The sequence below is a fragment of the Halalkalibacter oceani genome (assembly GCF_023715605.1).
Taxonomy (GTDB): domain Bacteria; phylum Bacillota; class Bacilli; order Bacillales; family Bacillaceae_D; genus Halalkalibacter; species Halalkalibacter oceani.
Map to the genome: position 1 here is coordinate 63,833 of NZ_JAMBOL010000001.1, position 14,815 is coordinate 78,647.

General features: G+C 47.5%; 14 protein-coding genes. 10 read left to right on the forward strand and 4 right to left on the reverse strand.

Going from position 1 to position 14,815, the window contains the following annotated elements:
* The first annotated feature begins 60 nt into the window (after positions 1-60).
* The 3 genes from glpK to M3202_RS00345 are packed head-to-tail and all read left to right on the forward strand — an operon-like array spanning position 61 to position 3,445.
* Entirely contained in the window at positions 61-1,557 is a 1,497-nt protein-coding gene (gene glpK, locus M3202_RS00335; protein WP_251221394.1) for a glycerol kinase GlpK, read from the forward strand.
* A gap of 35 nt (positions 1,558-1,592) precedes the next feature.
* Positions 1,593-2,879: an MFS transporter gene (locus tag M3202_RS00340; RefSeq protein WP_251221395.1), complete on the forward strand. Its 1,287-nt coding sequence runs from the start codon at positions 1,593-1,595 to the stop codon at positions 2,877-2,879.
* 59 nt (positions 2,880-2,938) lie between these two features.
* Complete coding sequence (locus M3202_RS00345; RefSeq protein WP_251221396.1) at positions 2,939-3,445, forward strand: ferritin; 507 nt, start codon at positions 2,939-2,941, stop codon at positions 3,443-3,445.
* Between the two features lie 227 nt (positions 3,446-3,672).
* Here the strand turns inward: M3202_RS00345 and M3202_RS00350 are convergent, their stop codons facing one another.
* Positions 3,673-4,482, reverse strand: coding sequence for a sensor histidine kinase (locus M3202_RS00350; protein ID WP_251221397.1), 810 nt, complete (start codon positions 4,480-4,482; stop codon positions 3,673-3,675).
* A 190-nt stretch (positions 4,483-4,672) separates the two neighbouring features.
* Here M3202_RS00350 and M3202_RS00355 point away from each other — a divergent pair, with 190 nt between their 5' ends.
* On the forward strand, positions 4,673-5,281 hold the full coding sequence (locus M3202_RS00355) for a DUF3298 and DUF4163 domain-containing protein (protein ID WP_251221398.1): 609 nt from the start codon (positions 4,673-4,675) through the stop codon (positions 5,279-5,281).
* Between the two features lie 91 nt (positions 5,282-5,372).
* A complete protein-coding gene (locus tag M3202_RS00360) occupies positions 5,373-6,779 on the forward strand; it encodes an NAD-dependent succinate-semialdehyde dehydrogenase (RefSeq protein ID WP_251221399.1) in 1,407 nt (468 codons plus the stop codon).
* 93 nt (positions 6,780-6,872) lie between these two features.
* On the opposite strand, the gene M3202_RS00365 is transcribed toward M3202_RS00360, so the two are convergent.
* Entirely contained in the window at positions 6,873-7,313 is a 441-nt protein-coding gene (locus M3202_RS00365) for a Dps family protein (protein WP_251221400.1), read from the reverse strand.
* A 67-nt stretch (positions 7,314-7,380) separates the two neighbouring features.
* Positions 7,381-8,055, reverse strand: a complete 675-nt coding sequence (locus M3202_RS00370) for a B3/B4 domain-containing protein (protein WP_251221401.1) — start codon at positions 8,053-8,055, stop codon at positions 7,381-7,383.
* A gap of 117 nt (positions 8,056-8,172) precedes the next feature.
* Here M3202_RS00370 and queG point away from each other — a divergent pair, with 117 nt between their 5' ends.
* From queG to M3202_RS00395, 5 genes are all read left to right on the forward strand, one after another.
* Entirely contained in the window at positions 8,173-9,312 is a 1,140-nt protein-coding gene (queG, locus tag M3202_RS00375) for a tRNA epoxyqueuosine(34) reductase QueG (RefSeq protein ID WP_251221402.1), read from the forward strand.
* Positions 9,313-9,381: 69 nt separating this feature from the next.
* Entirely contained in the window at positions 9,382-9,912 is a 531-nt protein-coding gene (locus M3202_RS00380; RefSeq protein ID WP_251221403.1) for a methylated-DNA--[protein]-cysteine S-methyltransferase, read from the forward strand.
* Between the two features lie 314 nt (positions 9,913-10,226).
* Positions 10,227-11,117: an amidase domain-containing protein gene (locus tag M3202_RS00385; protein ID WP_251221404.1), complete on the forward strand. Its 891-nt coding sequence runs from the start codon at positions 10,227-10,229 to the stop codon at positions 11,115-11,117.
* 278 nt (positions 11,118-11,395) lie between these two features.
* Entirely contained in the window at positions 11,396-11,869 is a 474-nt protein-coding gene (gene trmL, locus M3202_RS00390; protein ID WP_251221405.1) for a tRNA (uridine(34)/cytosine(34)/5-carboxymethylaminomethyluridine(34)-2'-O)-methyltransferase TrmL, read from the forward strand.
* Positions 11,870-12,218: 349 nt separating this feature from the next.
* Positions 12,219-12,776 carry a DUF5366 family protein gene (locus M3202_RS00395; protein ID WP_251221406.1) on the forward strand — a complete coding sequence of 186 codons (558 nt, stop codon included), beginning with the start codon at positions 12,219-12,221 and terminating at the stop codon, positions 12,774-12,776.
* A gap of 62 nt (positions 12,777-12,838) precedes the next feature.
* Here M3202_RS00395 and M3202_RS00400 read toward each other — a convergent pair whose 3' ends face one another.
* Positions 12,839-14,695: a transglycosylase domain-containing protein gene (locus M3202_RS00400; RefSeq protein WP_251221407.1), complete on the reverse strand. Its 1,857-nt coding sequence runs from the start codon at positions 14,693-14,695 to the stop codon at positions 12,839-12,841.
* Positions 14,696-14,815: the final 120 nt, after the last annotated feature.

A 14,815-nucleotide genomic window follows, 5' to 3' on the forward strand; every position in this document is an offset into this window, starting at 1 on the left:
GCAGTAAAACGAAGCATCGCCTGCATGGAATTTTTTTCTTACGTAGATGGGAGGAAGGAAATGAAAAAGTCATATATTTTGGCATTGGATCAGGGAACGACAAGCTCTCGCGCTATTTTATTTGATCAATCCGGTCGGAAAATAGCAGTGGAGCAGAAGGAAATTAAGCAAATCTATCAGCAGCCGGGCTGGGTCGAGCAAAATGCGAATGAGATTTGGGCTTCGACGCTCGCGGTGATGTCAGGGGTCATGCTAAAAGCGAATGTCAGGGAATATGAAATCGCAGCAATCGGGATTGCCAATCAACGGGAGACGACAATTGTCTGGGATAAGGAAACAGGTCAGCCGGTTTATCAGGCGATTGTTTGGCAGTCGCGGCAAACGGCGGCAATCTGTGAACAGTTGAAGCAGCAGGGCCATGAGCAGATGGTCAAAGAAAAAACCGGCCTGCTTATTGATGCGTACTTTTCGGGAACGAAGCTGAAGTGGATTTTGGATCATGTCACAGGGGCGCGGGAAAAGGCGAAGAAAGGGCAGCTTCTCTTTGGCACGGTCGAAACGTGGCTGATCTGGAAGCTGTCGGGCGGAAAGGTGCATGTGACGGATTATTCAAATGCTTCGAGAACGTTACTGTATAACATCTATGAGCGGAAATGGGATGCCGATCTGCTCGCCATGCTTGATGTACCTGAAGCTATGCTGCCGGAGGTCCGGCCTTCCTCCGAGATTTATGGCAAGACTGTGAACTATCATTTCTTCGGACTTGAGGTGCCGATTGCCGGCGCTGCCGGGGACCAGCAGGCGGCTTTGTTCGGGCAGGCATGTTTTGAAGAGGGAATGGCGAAAAACACGTATGGGACAGGTTGCTTTATGCTGATGAATACGGGGGAAAAAGCGGTTACGTCGAAGCACGGACTGCTGACGACATTGGCATGGGGCGTTGATGGTAAGGTGGAATACGCGCTGGAGGGAAGCGTATTTGTCGCCGGTTCAGCGATTCAATGGCTTCGGGACGGGCTGCGGATGATTAAAGCAGCGAAGGATAGTGAGCAATATGCGACGCGGATCACGTCGACTGACGGGGTTTATGTGGTGCCGGCTTTTGTCGGTCTCGGCACTCCTTATTGGGACAGTGATGTCCGCGGTGCCGTCTTCGGCTTGACGCGCGGTACGAGTAAGGAGCATTTTATCCGGGCAACGCTAGAGTCACTGGCATATCAGACAAAGGATGTGCTGACAGCGATGGAGGCCGACTCGGGCATAGCGGTGAAGACGCTGCGCGTCGATGGAGGGGCGGTCGCCAATCATTTTTTGATGCAATTTCAAAGTGATTTGCTCAATGTTCCGGTAGAACGGGCGATGATCCAGGAAACGACCGCGCTCGGGGCAGCCTATTTGGCGGGGCTCGCCGTCGGCTTTTGGAAGGATAAAAGCGAAATCGCGCAGCAATGGGCGGTGGAGCGGACCTTCTCTCCGGAGATGGAGGAGGCGGAGCGGTCAGCGCTTTATCAAGGGTGGCAAAAGGCTGTGAAAGCGGCGATGGTGTTTAAATCATAGAGCGTTTCTGAAGAGGAAAAGACAGGAGAGAACGTATGAAAAAAAATATACATTATGCGTGGATCATTTTGCTGATTACCTTCGCTTCCCTTATGCTGGCACAGGGGATCCGCCTTTCCTTCGGGGCCTTTTTGACGCCATGGGAGGAAGCATTCCAGTCAAGCCGCGCTGAAATATCGGCAGTCGCGCTCGTCAGCTATCTCGTATTCGGTCTCTTTCAGCCTTTTATCGGCCGTTTGATTGATCGAATCGGGGCCAAGAAGGTATTAATGCTCAGTGTGCTCGTCGTCTCGCTTTCAATGCTTGTAACAGCGTTGGCGACGAAGCCGTGGCATTTAATGCTCATTTATGGAATTATTGCCTCGGTCGGTTTTGGCGGGGCGTCGAATGTGTTAGGGACGGTCGTCGTGACAAAGTGGTTTTCGGCGAAGCGAGGGTTGGCGATCGGCATGATGACGGCGGGAACCGCGTCGGGGCAGTTTTTGATCGTGCCGTTATCGATTGTCCTGATTCATCTCTTTGGCTGGAGTCAAGCCGTTATGATGTTAGGGCTGCTGCTGTTGGTCGTCATGGTGCCGGTTATTTATTTCTTTTATGCCTCTTTGCCGGAGGAAAGGGGACTCGATCCCTATGGCGGCACGGGAGAGCACACTGATCCACGCCAAGCAGGAATGGAGGAGGAAGAGCGGCCTTCTCTTTTTGCCGTGCTTGGCGGGTTATTCAGGAGACGGGCGTTTTTGTTCCTGTTGCTTCCTTTTTTCGTCTGCGGCTTTACAACGAGTGGCTTAATTGATACGCATCTCGTTCCATTCGCCGAGTTTTGCGGGTTTTCCGCGGCGATAGCCGGGACGGCGGTGAGCACATTGGCTCTGTTTAATTTTGGGGGGACGATTCTTTCGGGCTATCTCTCTGACAAATGGGACAGCCGCTACATGCTTGGCGGATTATATGGTATACGCGCTTTGACGATCGTCATTTTATTAGTGATCATTTATGATCCTGTTCTGTTCGGTTTTGCCCTTGGCCATTCCTTCTTATTGATGCTGTTCTCAGTCTCGTTTGGCGTTGTAGACTTTTCGACCGTTGCGCCGACGATGAAGCTGGCGTCCCTTTATTTTCCACCGCAGGCACTCGGCTTTATTATCGGCTTGTTTTTCTTCAGCCATCAGGTGGGGGCGGCTTTAGGAGCGTACGTCCCAGGAGTGCTCTTTGATTTGACTGGTGGCTATGATATTACGTTTTACATGGCGATTGCGCTTTGTATTCTCGCCTCATGCATGAGCTTTCTCCTCCCGAAGCAGGAGAAAGCAGGCCAGGTTTAGAAATAAAAAGAAGTGGGTAATGTAACAGTTAACCTAAGAAAAAATAAAGGAGGACGAACATGTTAAATGATAAGCTGCTAACGGCTTTAAATGATCAGATGAATTACGAATTCTATGCCGCCCATTCCTATTTGGCGATGGCCGCGTATTGCTCTGACGAAAGCCTTGATGGATTTGCCAATTTCTTTCTCGTCCAGGCCGAAGAGGAACGGTTTCATGCGATGAAGTTTTATAATTTTATTAATGTTCTTGGGGAGAGAGCGGTGATCCAGGCGCTACCCGCCCCGAATAATGAATTTTCCTCTGTTCTCGATGCTTTTGAAAAATCGCTTGCTCAGGAAAAAGAAGTGACAAAGAAAATTTACCACTTATCAGATTTGGCGTGGGACGCGCGAGAGCATGCGACGATTAACTTTTTGAAATGGTTTATTGAGGAGCAGGTTGAAGAGGAGGATTTATTCGACAGCATCATTCAGAAGCTGAAACGCATTGACGATGACAGCAACGCCTTTTTTATGCTGGATAATGAATTTTCCAAGCGTTCTTTTACGGCAAGCGATGATTAATCAAGGAGATGAGGGTGATGTCAGTGAAGGGAGCTTCCCTTGCTGGCATTGCTTGTTTTAGAGAGTATAAAAATATTCAGCTTGATTCAAGGAAGGGCACCGGCTCCGCGCATTATGCGGATGACTGAATGTAACTCGTTTTAAAGACATCCGTAAAAGATTGTAACGGTTCCGCTCATTGCTTAGGAGCTGGGCAAAAGGTGAAATAACCTTTTGCTCAGCTCCATTCAGTTATTACGGGTGGCGTGTTCGCTGTAGGGGATTTTCATTTTTACGTGAACGCCCTTTGTCGGGTGGTTTGTAATATCCATCGTTCCATTTAAGGTTTCAACAATCGTTTTGCAAATTGGCAGTCCGATTCCGGTGCCTTCGTCCTTCGTTGTGTAAAAAGGATAAAAGATTTGCTCCAGCTGATCAGGGTCGATCCCGGGACCGCTGTCAATGATCGAAATGTAAACATGCTTATGTTCTTTGACGATCCGGATTTCGATGGTGCCTTCCTCTTGAATTGCTTCGATCGCATTATTGATTAAATTGATAATCATTCGTTCAAATCGACTGGCATTCCCGGTTATGTATACATCTTCTTCAATGTGAGTTTGGAAGGTAATGTTTTGCTTATCGGCTTTCATCGTATAAATGGTGATGATTTTGTTTACGCTTTGTTTGACATCGATAATGGAGAGATTATCGTGATCCAAATGTGATTTGGACAGACTTAATAATTCCTGGATCAGCAGCTCCATTTTCAATGCTTCCTCGCGAATAATCGACGTATAGTGAGCGATATTAGGATCGGCTTTAATGGCGGGATGCTGCTCCATAAACTCTGCGAACCCGATAATTGATGTTAATGGATTGCGAATTTCGTGGGCGAAAAAAGCAGACATTCTGCCGATGACGGCGTGATAGTTCTCGTTTGCGGGCTGCGCTGATTCATTTGAGGAAGTGTCACTTTGCTTTTCGTCATGTTTTTCCTTGTGATCTTGCTTCTCACTTTTTTTGGAAAACCATTTTTTTATAAATGATAGGTTCATTGAAGTTGTGTCGCTCCTACTTGAATAATAATCGTTCCAGTTAGAAAAGAGTCATATGGAATAAACGTTCTCACTTATATTAAATTCTAGTTGATTTGCCAATTTCCTTCCTAATTAGAAAAAAAATTAAACCTACAGGTCGTTTGTCTGTCATATATATTAGAGAATCGACAGGAGGAGGGAACGTGAGATGAATACTTGGCAATTACCTGTGCAGGTTATTGCTCGCCAACTTGTTCAACCGCGCCTTGATATTTATTACCCTGAACTATCAGGTTTGGCGAATCAGCAGGTTCAGGAAAAGCTTAATAGAAGAATTGTAAAACAGGTTATGACGATGATTAAGAAGCAGGGCTATGAAAAGGAGCCGCAGACGGTAATTACGGGCGGGTTTGAAGTGAAAACGAATCAACGCGATATCATCAGCTTAACAAACAACCATTATGCCTACTCAGGTGGGGCGCACGGTTTAACGATTCAACGCTCACTGACGATGAATACGGTGACTGGTGACATTTATACGTTAAAGGATTTATTTAAGCCGGGGGCAAATTATTCAAAAGCGTTAAATGCGATAATTAGACGGCAAATAAAAGAAAGGGATTTGCCATTATTAACTGAATTTAAAGGAATTGCGCCGAATCAATATTTTTATATTGCCGATAAAGCGCTCGTTCTTTATTTTCAATTGTACGAACTGCTTCCTTATGCTGCGGGCATTCCTTATTTTGTCATTCCTGTCTATGAGCTTGAGCATATTGTCGCAGAGGATGGACCTTTAGGAAGAATGATCGGCTGACTTGTTGGTTCGTCAAGAAGAGGCCGGGGCAGGTTTGATTTTTTCGCGCAAGTGGTAAAGGATCACATCATGGTTAAAGGAGGATTTTTGCATGAAGTTGTTCATTAATGGAAAGTGGACTGGTGAGGAGTTAGAGCAAAAGGACGTCCTTAACCCGGCGACAGGAGAAGTGGTTGATCGTGTTCCAAATGGTGGGAAGAAGGAGGCGCAACAGGCTGTCGATGCTGCTTATGAGGCGTTTGCGGATTGGTCGGGAAAAACCGCAAATGAGCGTAGTGAGCTACTGATGGCCTGGTTTCAATTGATTAAAGAACATGAGCAGGAGCTTGCCGAGCTGATGACAACAGAGCAGGGGAAGCCGTTGAAGGAAGCAAGAGGCGAAGTGAATTACGCGAATGCTTTTATTCAGTGGTATGCCGAGGAAGGGAAGCGGCTCTATGGTGAAACGATACCCGCTTCGGCGAAGCATAAACGGATTTTTGTCCAGCGTCAGCCGGTTGGTGTCGTCGCGGCGGTGACGCCATGGAACTTCCCGGCGGCGATGATTACGCGGAAGGTCGCCCCGGCTCTGGCGGTAGGCTGCACGATTGTCATTAAGCCGGCGAGTCAAACGCCACTCACCGCGTTAAGATTGGCTGAATTAGCGGAGGAAGCCGGAATTCCAGCCGGTGTGATCAACGTTGTGACTGGAAAATCAAGCGAGATCGTCGATGCGTGGCAGGAGGATGAACGGGTACGGAAATTAACGTTCACAGGCTCAACCGAAGTAGGGAAGCATTTAATGAACGGTGCGGCAAAGACGGTGAAGAAAATTTCCCTTGAGCTTGGCGGACATGCCCCGCTAATTGTCATGGATGATGCTGACCTTGATCTCGCTGTCGAGCAGGCAATCGCCTCGAAATACCGCAATGCCGGGCAGACATGCGTCTGCGCCAATCGTTTGTACGTCGCGGAAGCGGTAAAGGATGAGTTTACCGAGAAGTTCGCCAACGCTGTGCGTGAGCTGAAGACTGGAAACGGGATGGAGGAAAATGACCTTGGCCCATTGATTGATGAAGATGCGCTGAACAAGGTTGAAGAGCATATTAAAGATGCGACCGAAAAAGGGGCGTCTGTCTTAGTCGGTGGAAAGAAAATCGATGGGTTGTTTTTTGAGCCGACTGTGCTTAGCGGGGTGAAGGAAGAGATGCAATGCATGCAGGAAGAAACCTTTGGCCCGGTTGCTCCGATCTCCACCTTTGAAACAGAGGAGGAAGTGATTCGCCGCGCCAACAATAGTCCGTACGGTCTCGCCGCCTATCTTTTCACCCGCGATATCGGGCGCGCGATCCGCATAAGTGAAAAGCTGGAGTACGGCATCGTCGGCATCAATGATGGCGTCCCATCCTCCGCCCAGGCACCATTTGGCGGCTGGAAAGAAAGCGGCATCGGCCGAGAAGGCGGACACCACGGAATGGAAGAATTCGTCGAAGTCAAATACATCTCCGTCGCGTTTTAAAGGCTTGTGCTGAAGGAGTTTTTCCCTTCAGCACAAGCCGAAGCACAAAAAACAAGCAGGAGGATCTATCCTTCCTGCTTGTGTTCAAAGCTCTTATTTCAAGAATGAGCGAAGCATCCAATTGTGCTTTTCGAGTGATTGGTGTACTGATAAAAGCATATCGGCTGTTGTTTCATCACCGAGTGAATCGGCTGCTTCCATACCGCCTTTTAGCTCTTCGATTAATGTATCAAAATCGGAAACAAGCTCGGCAACCATTGCTTCGGCATCCTGGCCGCCCGGTGCTTCTTTGACGGAAGCAGTCTCCAAGTATTCCTTCATTGTAGCGACAGGCTGTCCTTTTAAGGCAAGCAGACGCTCAGCCAGTTCGTCAATATGGACTGAGGCTTCATTGTAGAGTTCTTCAAACTTTTCGTGTAGAGTAAAAAACTGAGGGCCTTTCACATACCAGTGATAATTGTGAAGTTTAACGAATAGGACGCTCCAATTGGCAATTTGTTTGTTTAGAATGGCTGCTACTTTTTCTTGACTCATGAGAAAGTCCTCCTTTTATTGTCTTCAGTTATACTATTTCCCTATTTATAATGATTCTAAACATTATTTAATCCTGGCCGATGACAGTTGTTGAACATTCACCGCCATGAATCTGGGTGAACATGTTCCCTGCCGCCGTCAGCAGCTTATTGCCCTCTTCTATCGGTGTACTCGGCTGTAAATAAAAGAGCTGCAACGCCGATGTCGTCGCCGATGTCACGATCGTTCGTTTTGAATCAACGATCGGGCTTCCGAACGCTCCAAGCTCGTCGGCGCTGACAAGCTTGTTGGCCATTTGATTGTCCCGGCCATTGACTCCTTCATAGTGATCCGTTTCGTTGCCGATCCGGATCGTCACGTCGCCGTTAAGATGGGCTTGGTCATAAATCCCGAGCGGGATCGCATATTCTAATGAAAAAAACGTATTTAAATCAACAGCTGAATTAATCAGTGGCAGCGGTTGTCCTTTAGCGATGCGGCGGTAAAGCGCTTCGTGAGACGGACGGTAGCGTCCCGGGTCAATTTTGAGCTGCCTGAAGACTTGTCTCCACTCAGAAATTCCAGTAACATCGGATAAGGACTTGTTTTCTAAATCAACGCGGATCGTCTCTTGAAAAAACTGTAAACGTCCTTTTAACATTTGCGGCGAGTCACTAACGACGATATCCTCGTAGTGGACGACCCCGATTTTAAAGCCGGAAAGGATTTGACTGAGTGATTGGTGAATATGTACATGAATCACAGAAAGAGAACCTCCTTTATTTGCTGGTTTGGATTGGTCCGTTATATGTAGGAAGATAGTGGCTACATCGCCTATTGTAGCATAATAATAGAAAAAGATAGAAGAAAGGTGAGGGCTATGACAAACGCCCAATTTAAGGATGAGCTTATTGCATATAGTAAGTCAATAGGAGTGGATAAGATTGGGTTTACGACGGCTGACCCCTTTCTTAAGCTGAAGGACCGCCTGCAAACGCAACAGGAGCTTGGCTACCAGTCTGGTTTTGAAGAGCCGGATATTGAAAAGCGGGTCGAGCCAAGGCGGGTTTTGCCGGAAGCCCGAACGATTATTTCAATTGCGCTTGCTTATCCATCAAAAATGAAAAATCCTCCTAAGAGCACAAAGGAAGAACGGCGCGGCATTTTTTGCCGGGCATCGTGGGGGAAAGATTATCATGATGTGTTGCGTGAGCGTTTGCAGAAAATTGAACAATTCATTCAGTCACGCTTTCCAGATGAAAGGACGCTTTCAATGGTAGATACAGGTGAGCTGGCTGACCGGGCTGTCGCCGAGCGGGCGGGCATTGGCTGGAGTGGAAAGAATTGCGCGATTATCACGCCGGAATTCGGAAGCTATGTCTACTTGGGCGAGCTTATTACGACGCTGGCGATCGAGCCTGATGTGCCGATCACGGAGCAGTGCGGCTCGTGTACAAAATGTATTGATGCTTGTCCGACCGGTGCTCTCGTTCAGGGGGGACAGTTGAATGCCCAGTCGTGCATTGCTTTTCTGACACAAACAAAAGGCTTCCTCCCGGAGCCATATCGCAAGAAGCTGGGAAACCGGCTTTACGGTTGTGACACATGTCAACAGGTCTGTCCTGAAAACAAAGGAAAAGATTTTCATATACATGAGGAAATGGAGCCCGATCCAGAGATTGCTAAGCCGAAGCTGTTGCCGTTGCTAACGATGACGAATCGGCAGTTCAAAGAGAAGTTTGGTCATGTTTCCGGCTCTTGGCGTGGAAAAAAACCGATTCAGCGCAATGCGATTATCGCGCTTGCCCATTTCAAAGACGAAAAGGCGTTGCCCTTGTTAAACACGCTGCTTACGGACGATCCGCGCCCTGTCATTCGAGGAACAGCAGCCTGGGCGATTGGAGAAATAGGGACGATAAAAGAGAAAAACGAGCTTGAAAAAGCGAAAAACAGCGAAACAGACGAGGAAGTCGCGCGAGAGCTGGAAAATGCGATAATTTTGTTAGAAAATAAACAGTAAGCCGCGAGCAATTCATGAAAGGGTAAGGTAAGATTAGAACAAGCTTGACAATTGGAAGGAAGGGATATCATGACAACGCAACTGACACATTTTGTTGACGAAATGGATAGTCCCATTGGTAAACTTACAATCGTTGCATCGGATCAAGGCGTTTGTCACATCCATTTTGGCGAACTGGAAGCAAGTATGGTCAACATAAAAACATGGTTAAAGAAAAATGGCCGAAAAGGCGAACTGCTCCGTTCGAAAGAACATATCCGCCCGGTTTGTGAGCAGCTTGAGGATTATTTTGCAAGGAAGCGTTTTGAGTTCGACCTTCCGATTGACTTGTGTGGTACGCCTTTTCAAAAGAAGGTTTGGAATGCGCTGCGAACGATTCAATATGGAACGACCAAGTCCTATAAGCAGATTGCCCAGGAAATAGGGGCCCCGAAAGCGATCAGGGCGATTGGTGGAGCCAACAACAAGAATCCGCTGCCAATCATCATCCCTTGTCACCGTGTTATTGGTAGCAATGGAAACATGGTTGGGTATGGAGGCGGCCTCGATAAAAAAGAAATCCTGCTTGGCCTTGAGGGTGCCATCGAACAAATTTCATAACAAACGCAATAAGGATGTCCCGGAAAAGTCAGGGGCATCTTTTTTCAATAGAGTAAGAAAGTATACAATCTTCGGGTTGATTCGGGGCGGGGCGTCGGCATCGCACGTTACGCGCCTGGCTGAAAAAAGCCTGTTTTCAGCCAGCTTTAAATGATGGTAACGGCTGCGCACGCCGCTTCTAAGAAACCGCTATGCGGTTTTTCTTATGTATGAAGGACAAAGGGCAAGGCATAGGATTTTTATAGTAGAAGATTTATTCCCATTTGCTCCGTACATCGAATCCTTTTGCGGCGTTACGAGAAAGGAGTAGCAGGATGAACAACTCAATTGTCAGGATGCTCCATCATCATATTGAAAAAGAAAACAAAGCCTTTGTCGAGCCACCACAGCTTGACCGAACATCATTATCGGCTGAACGGGCGCAAAGAACAGTTCAGATGCATGAAAAACGGTCAGCGAAAATCGTCCGCTCTTATGTGGAAGGGGATGTTTTGCGAACAATCCGTGTCGGGACGCGGCAAATCATCGATTATTTTCTTCACTGTGAACAGTTAATTGCCTTGAAGGACACGGTATATATGGAGGAAAAGCTGGAATTCAGAAGGGCGACGATTGAAGATAAACAGGTGAAAAGCGATGAGGAGCTGTTTCATCTCCCGGAAAAAAAGGCGCAGGCGAGAGATTCTGCTGACGTAAGACAATCTAAAAAAGGAAAGAATGCGTATAATCGACGTGAAGCTGTGCGGTATGCTGAACTTTGGTGGGATGACTATAATCCGGCCTATCATCGTTTCACGGACAACTGTACGAATTTTATTTCTCAATGTCTTTATGCCGGAGGAGCACGAATGACCGGTTATCCGAACCGGGCAACAGGCTGGTGGTATCAAGGAGGAAATTGGAGTTTCAGCTGGTCTGTCGCCCACTCTCTGCGCTGGCATTTAAGCGGCTCAAAGGACGGCTTGCGGGGAGAGGAAAGACAATCGGCAAAGGAGCTGGAGCCAGGGGATGTGATTTGCTATGACTTTGATGGGGATGGCCGCTGGCAGCATTCTACAATTGTCGTAGCAAAGGATGCCAATGGCGAGCCGTTGGTCAATGCCCAGTCTTCAAACAGCCGGATGCGCTATTGGTCGTACGAAGATTCTACAGCCTGGACGCCGCAAATTACCTACAAGTTTTTTCATATTATCGACGATGCGTAGCTGCTATGGACGAAGACAGCCGCAGAAACTTAGTCGTGGATGCCTCAAGCTGTGAAATGGTGCAGCTTGAGGAGCTTAAGACAAAACTAGCTTTGAACCTATCGGCATGGCTTTACACGCCACAAGCCCGTTTCGCTCATATGCTTAAAGGCTGGGGCAAAAGGTGAAAAAAAACAACCTTTGTCCCAGCCCCTCTCTTTTTTGAAAAGAGAGAAGGTGGTATAATACGGGAGTTGACGATATCGACAAAAGTGATGCAGAAATAGAGGTGCATGGGTGTGGGTTTACATATCGTGCTTTATCAACCGGAAATTCCAGCGAATACAGGAAATATCGCCAGAACCTGTGCCGGAACGAATACGACGCTTCATCTGATCCGGCCGCTTGGCTTTTCCACTGACGACCGCATGCTGAAGCGGGCAGGCTGTGACTATTGGCCGAGTGTGACGATCCGCTATTATGACTCGGTGGACGAGCTGTTTTCGACTTATCCGCAAGGGGAATTTTATTTTATTGAGACGGTTGGAACGAAAAACTATAGTGAGTTTGATTATTCGAACCAGGAGCGGGATCATTTCTTCGTGTTCGGCAGAGAGACAACCGGACTTCCGGCTGAACTGATCGAACAGTATAAAGAGCGCTGCTTTCGCATTCCGCAGACGGAGCATATCCGCTCGTTGAATTTATCAAATACGGCGGCGATTGTCATTTACGAAGCGATTCGGCAGCAAGGCTTTCCCGGTTTGTCATAATAAAGTGCTTGAACCTATTGGCAATGGCTTCACACGCCAAAAGCCCGTTGTGAGTGCATTTCTCACAACGGGCTTTTAAAAAGATCGTGACGGTTTGGGCAAAAGGTAAAAAAACAACCTTTTGTCCCAGCCTCTTCATTAATGCTTGTGAGGGTTGTCCTCGTAGCCGGCTGTAAAGATAGCCGCAAGGAATACAACACAAACACCAAGGATGAGTAAAGTACCCATAATAATTTCCTCCTTGTGACAATCATAATTTCATTATAAACGAACTTCATCGTAAAAGAAATGAAAAGTCAATGAATTATCAACGGCTTACAACGCGATCAGGAGATAGGAGCGCCACCGCATGTCAAATCGATATATTACAAGTCATTTTCCGCTTATTTCAATCGTTTTATTCAGCCTTGCCTTTGCCATGTATAGCCAAACCCTCATTTTAAATGAGCTGGCCAAGCTTGGCCTTTACGAGGGAATGCGTGAATTTTTTTCGGAGAATGGCATTAAACTGACGTTACTTTTTTTACTCGTTTTATTCTTTTTTATGGTTTTTTCCGCATTAAAATTAATCGCCGATACGACAATCGAGCTCTCGATGCTGTTCTTTTCCAAAGATGAGGAAGGCAATGAGCTTAATAAGGCAAAAGCGGGGTCCGCGATTTACTTAGTTGCGAGCATTATAGCGCTTTTGCTGTCGAGCGAGCTTCTTTTCATGATTATTATCTTTCTTGGAGCCAGTCTTATTTATTTTATTTACCTTGTTTATAAACTAACGGATGCCTTTCATCCGGCAGGACTGATCGGAATGATTTTCTTTCATATGATTTTTTGGAGTGCCTTTGTGCTTGCTGTTGCCTATGCTGGACTCAAGCTGTATAACAGCTTTATCGCCAGTTTGCCGCTGTAGGAGGCCTCATCAAAAGGAAGGTCGAAAGGAAGCGACTTCAAGCACAGAGCCGCTTCAGCCGTCTACTGCAGCTTTCTCCAAATATGCAAATGCGGCGCCTCGCGGTAAATGGCAGACAGGTCAGCTGGCGTATCCTTTCCAACCCATACCCCGGTCGTATACGTGTCGGTCAAACCGACAAACCACAGGTCATAAAAGTCATTGGTCGTCCCTGTTTTGCCCCCGGCGTAACCGCCCTCAATCCGAGCCCGTTGTCCGGTGCCGCTCTCAAGCACGGCAGCGAGCAGCCTTCGCATTTGTTCGTTGGTTGACTCTCTCCATAGTTGTGTCTCCGTCTGCTCCCAGCTATATAGCACCTTGCCTTCCTTATTGGTCACCTGACGTATTCCGTAGGAGGGGGTAAAAGCGCCTCCTGTTGCGAACGTTGTATAGGCAGAGGTCAGCTCAAGCGGGGAAACCCCGTAGGTGAAGCCTCCTAAAGCAGCCGGAAGCCGGTAATCTTCCGGAACAATCCTTGTAAAAGGCAGTTGCTCCAAATAAGAAAAGGCCGTTTCAACCCCGACCCGGTCCATAATCCGGATAGCGGGCGTATTATAAGAATGCTTAAAGGCTGTTTCCAGTGAAACCATCCCATATTGTCCCCCGCCGAAGTTTCGCGGACAATAATCGCCGCGGCAGACATCGTTGGCGTTTATCGTGCTTTGCAACGAAACGTCATATTCATTTATATAAGGCGCATAGACGAGCAGTGGCTTGATTGCCGAGCCTGGCTGACGGAAGCTTTGAAAGGCGCGGTGGAAATTAAATTTTTTATAATCTTTCCCGCCGGTAATCGCCACAATTTCATGCTGTTCGTGATCAATCATGACAATGGCACTTTCAATATCGGAGCGGGGCAGTTCGCGATGGACTGTTTGCACAGCCTGCGCCTGTTTCTCCGGATCGAGCGCCGTTTCAATTCGAACGCCTTGCTCCAATATTTCTTGTACCCTTGCTTCCAGCTCAAGCTTAATTTGCTCCTTCGCTGTCTCGGAGGCAGCCTGACGCAGCCGCTGGTCGTAGTCTTCGCTCGTCGCGATCAGCTCGGTTAGCTCGTGATGAATATAGGTGACGTAATCCGGATAACGGTCGACGCGCTGACGTACCTGCAGCTTGATTTCTTCGGCAAGAGCGTCCTCATATTGTTCGGTTGAAATATAGCCTGCTTCGAGCATTTTTTGCAAAATCCATTCCTGTCTGAGCTTTGTCTGTTCACTTCGGGTCAATGGATCGTAATGCGTCGGATTGTTCGGTACGGCGCTCAAAAAAGCCCCTTCGGCGAGAGAAAGCTCGCGGCTCGGCTTGCTGAAATAAAATGTGGAAGCTGCCTCAATCCCGTAAACTCCGTTATGAAAATAGACCGTATTTAGATAAAGCTCAATGATCTCTTCTTTCGTATAACGTTTTTCAAGTTCATGAGCATAAAGAATTTCGCTCATTTTGCGATTGTAGGTTTGTTCATGTGACAAAAAAAGATTGCGCGCCAGCTGCTGGGTCACCGTGCTCGCCCCTTCTTCGATTCCCTGCTGTTTGGCATTGGCTATCATCGCGCGGGCGATCGCGATCGTGTCATAACCGTTATGCTCAAAGAAACGCTGATCCTCAGTGGCGATAAAGGCTTGTACAATCAATGAAGGAATCTCTTCATACGGGAGGTAGATTCGATTTTCATCGCGGTATATATCGGAAATTAATGTCCCGTTTCGATCATACATCGTACTGTTGGAGGAGAGCGTGACTTCTTCTATTTTGACGTGCTGCTCAAGCGCACTGGAAAGAGACTGAACATCCCCGACTTCTGCGGTGACTTCGGCTAAAAGGAAAATAAAGATGAACAGAAACCCGGCAGTCATTATCCAGCCTGTAGCATGTTTTAACATATACTCACACTCACTTCTTCGTTCTCGCTCTCATTGTACACCAAATCAGAAGAAACAGTGGGAAAAATCTTCCCGCTGGCGCGCTGGTTCTATCTTAGATCGGTGAGCCTCGGGGGAGTG

What these genes read in the sequence shown, in the direction of transcription:
- M3202_RS00380 (WP_251221403.1), top strand. Translation starts at nt 9,382, where the DNA reads ATGACAACGCAACTGACACATTTTGTTGACGAAATGGATAGTCCCATT.
- M3202_RS00395 (WP_251221406.1), top strand. Translation starts at nt 12,219, where the DNA reads ATGTCAAATCGATATATTACAAGTCATTTTCCGCTTATTTCAATCGTT.
- queG (WP_251221402.1), top strand. Translation starts at nt 8,173, where the DNA reads ATGACAAACGCCCAATTTAAGGATGAGCTTATTGCATATAGTAAGTCA.
- M3202_RS00355 (WP_251221398.1), top strand. Translation starts at nt 4,673, where the DNA reads ATGAATACTTGGCAATTACCTGTGCAGGTTATTGCTCGCCAACTTGTT.
- M3202_RS00400 (WP_251221407.1), bottom strand. Translation starts at nt 14,695, where the DNA reads ATGTTAAAACATGCTACAGGCTGGATAATGACTGCCGGGTTTCTGTTC.
- glpK (WP_251221394.1), top strand. Translation starts at nt 61, where the DNA reads ATGAAAAAGTCATATATTTTGGCATTGGATCAGGGAACGACAAGCTCT.
- M3202_RS00385 (WP_251221404.1), top strand. Translation starts at nt 10,227, where the DNA reads ATGAACAACTCAATTGTCAGGATGCTCCATCATCATATTGAAAAAGAA.
- M3202_RS00365 (WP_251221400.1), bottom strand. Translation starts at nt 7,313, where the DNA reads ATGAGTCAAGAAAAAGTAGCAGCCATTCTAAACAAACAAATTGCCAAT.
- M3202_RS00340 (WP_251221395.1), top strand. Translation starts at nt 1,593, where the DNA reads ATGAAAAAAAATATACATTATGCGTGGATCATTTTGCTGATTACCTTC.
- M3202_RS00360 (WP_251221399.1), top strand. Translation starts at nt 5,373, where the DNA reads ATGAAGTTGTTCATTAATGGAAAGTGGACTGGTGAGGAGTTAGAGCAA.
- M3202_RS00350 (WP_251221397.1), bottom strand. Translation starts at nt 4,482, where the DNA reads ATGAACCTATCATTTATAAAAAAATGGTTTTCCAAAAAAAGTGAGAAG.
- M3202_RS00345 (WP_251221396.1), top strand. Translation starts at nt 2,939, where the DNA reads ATGTTAAATGATAAGCTGCTAACGGCTTTAAATGATCAGATGAATTAC.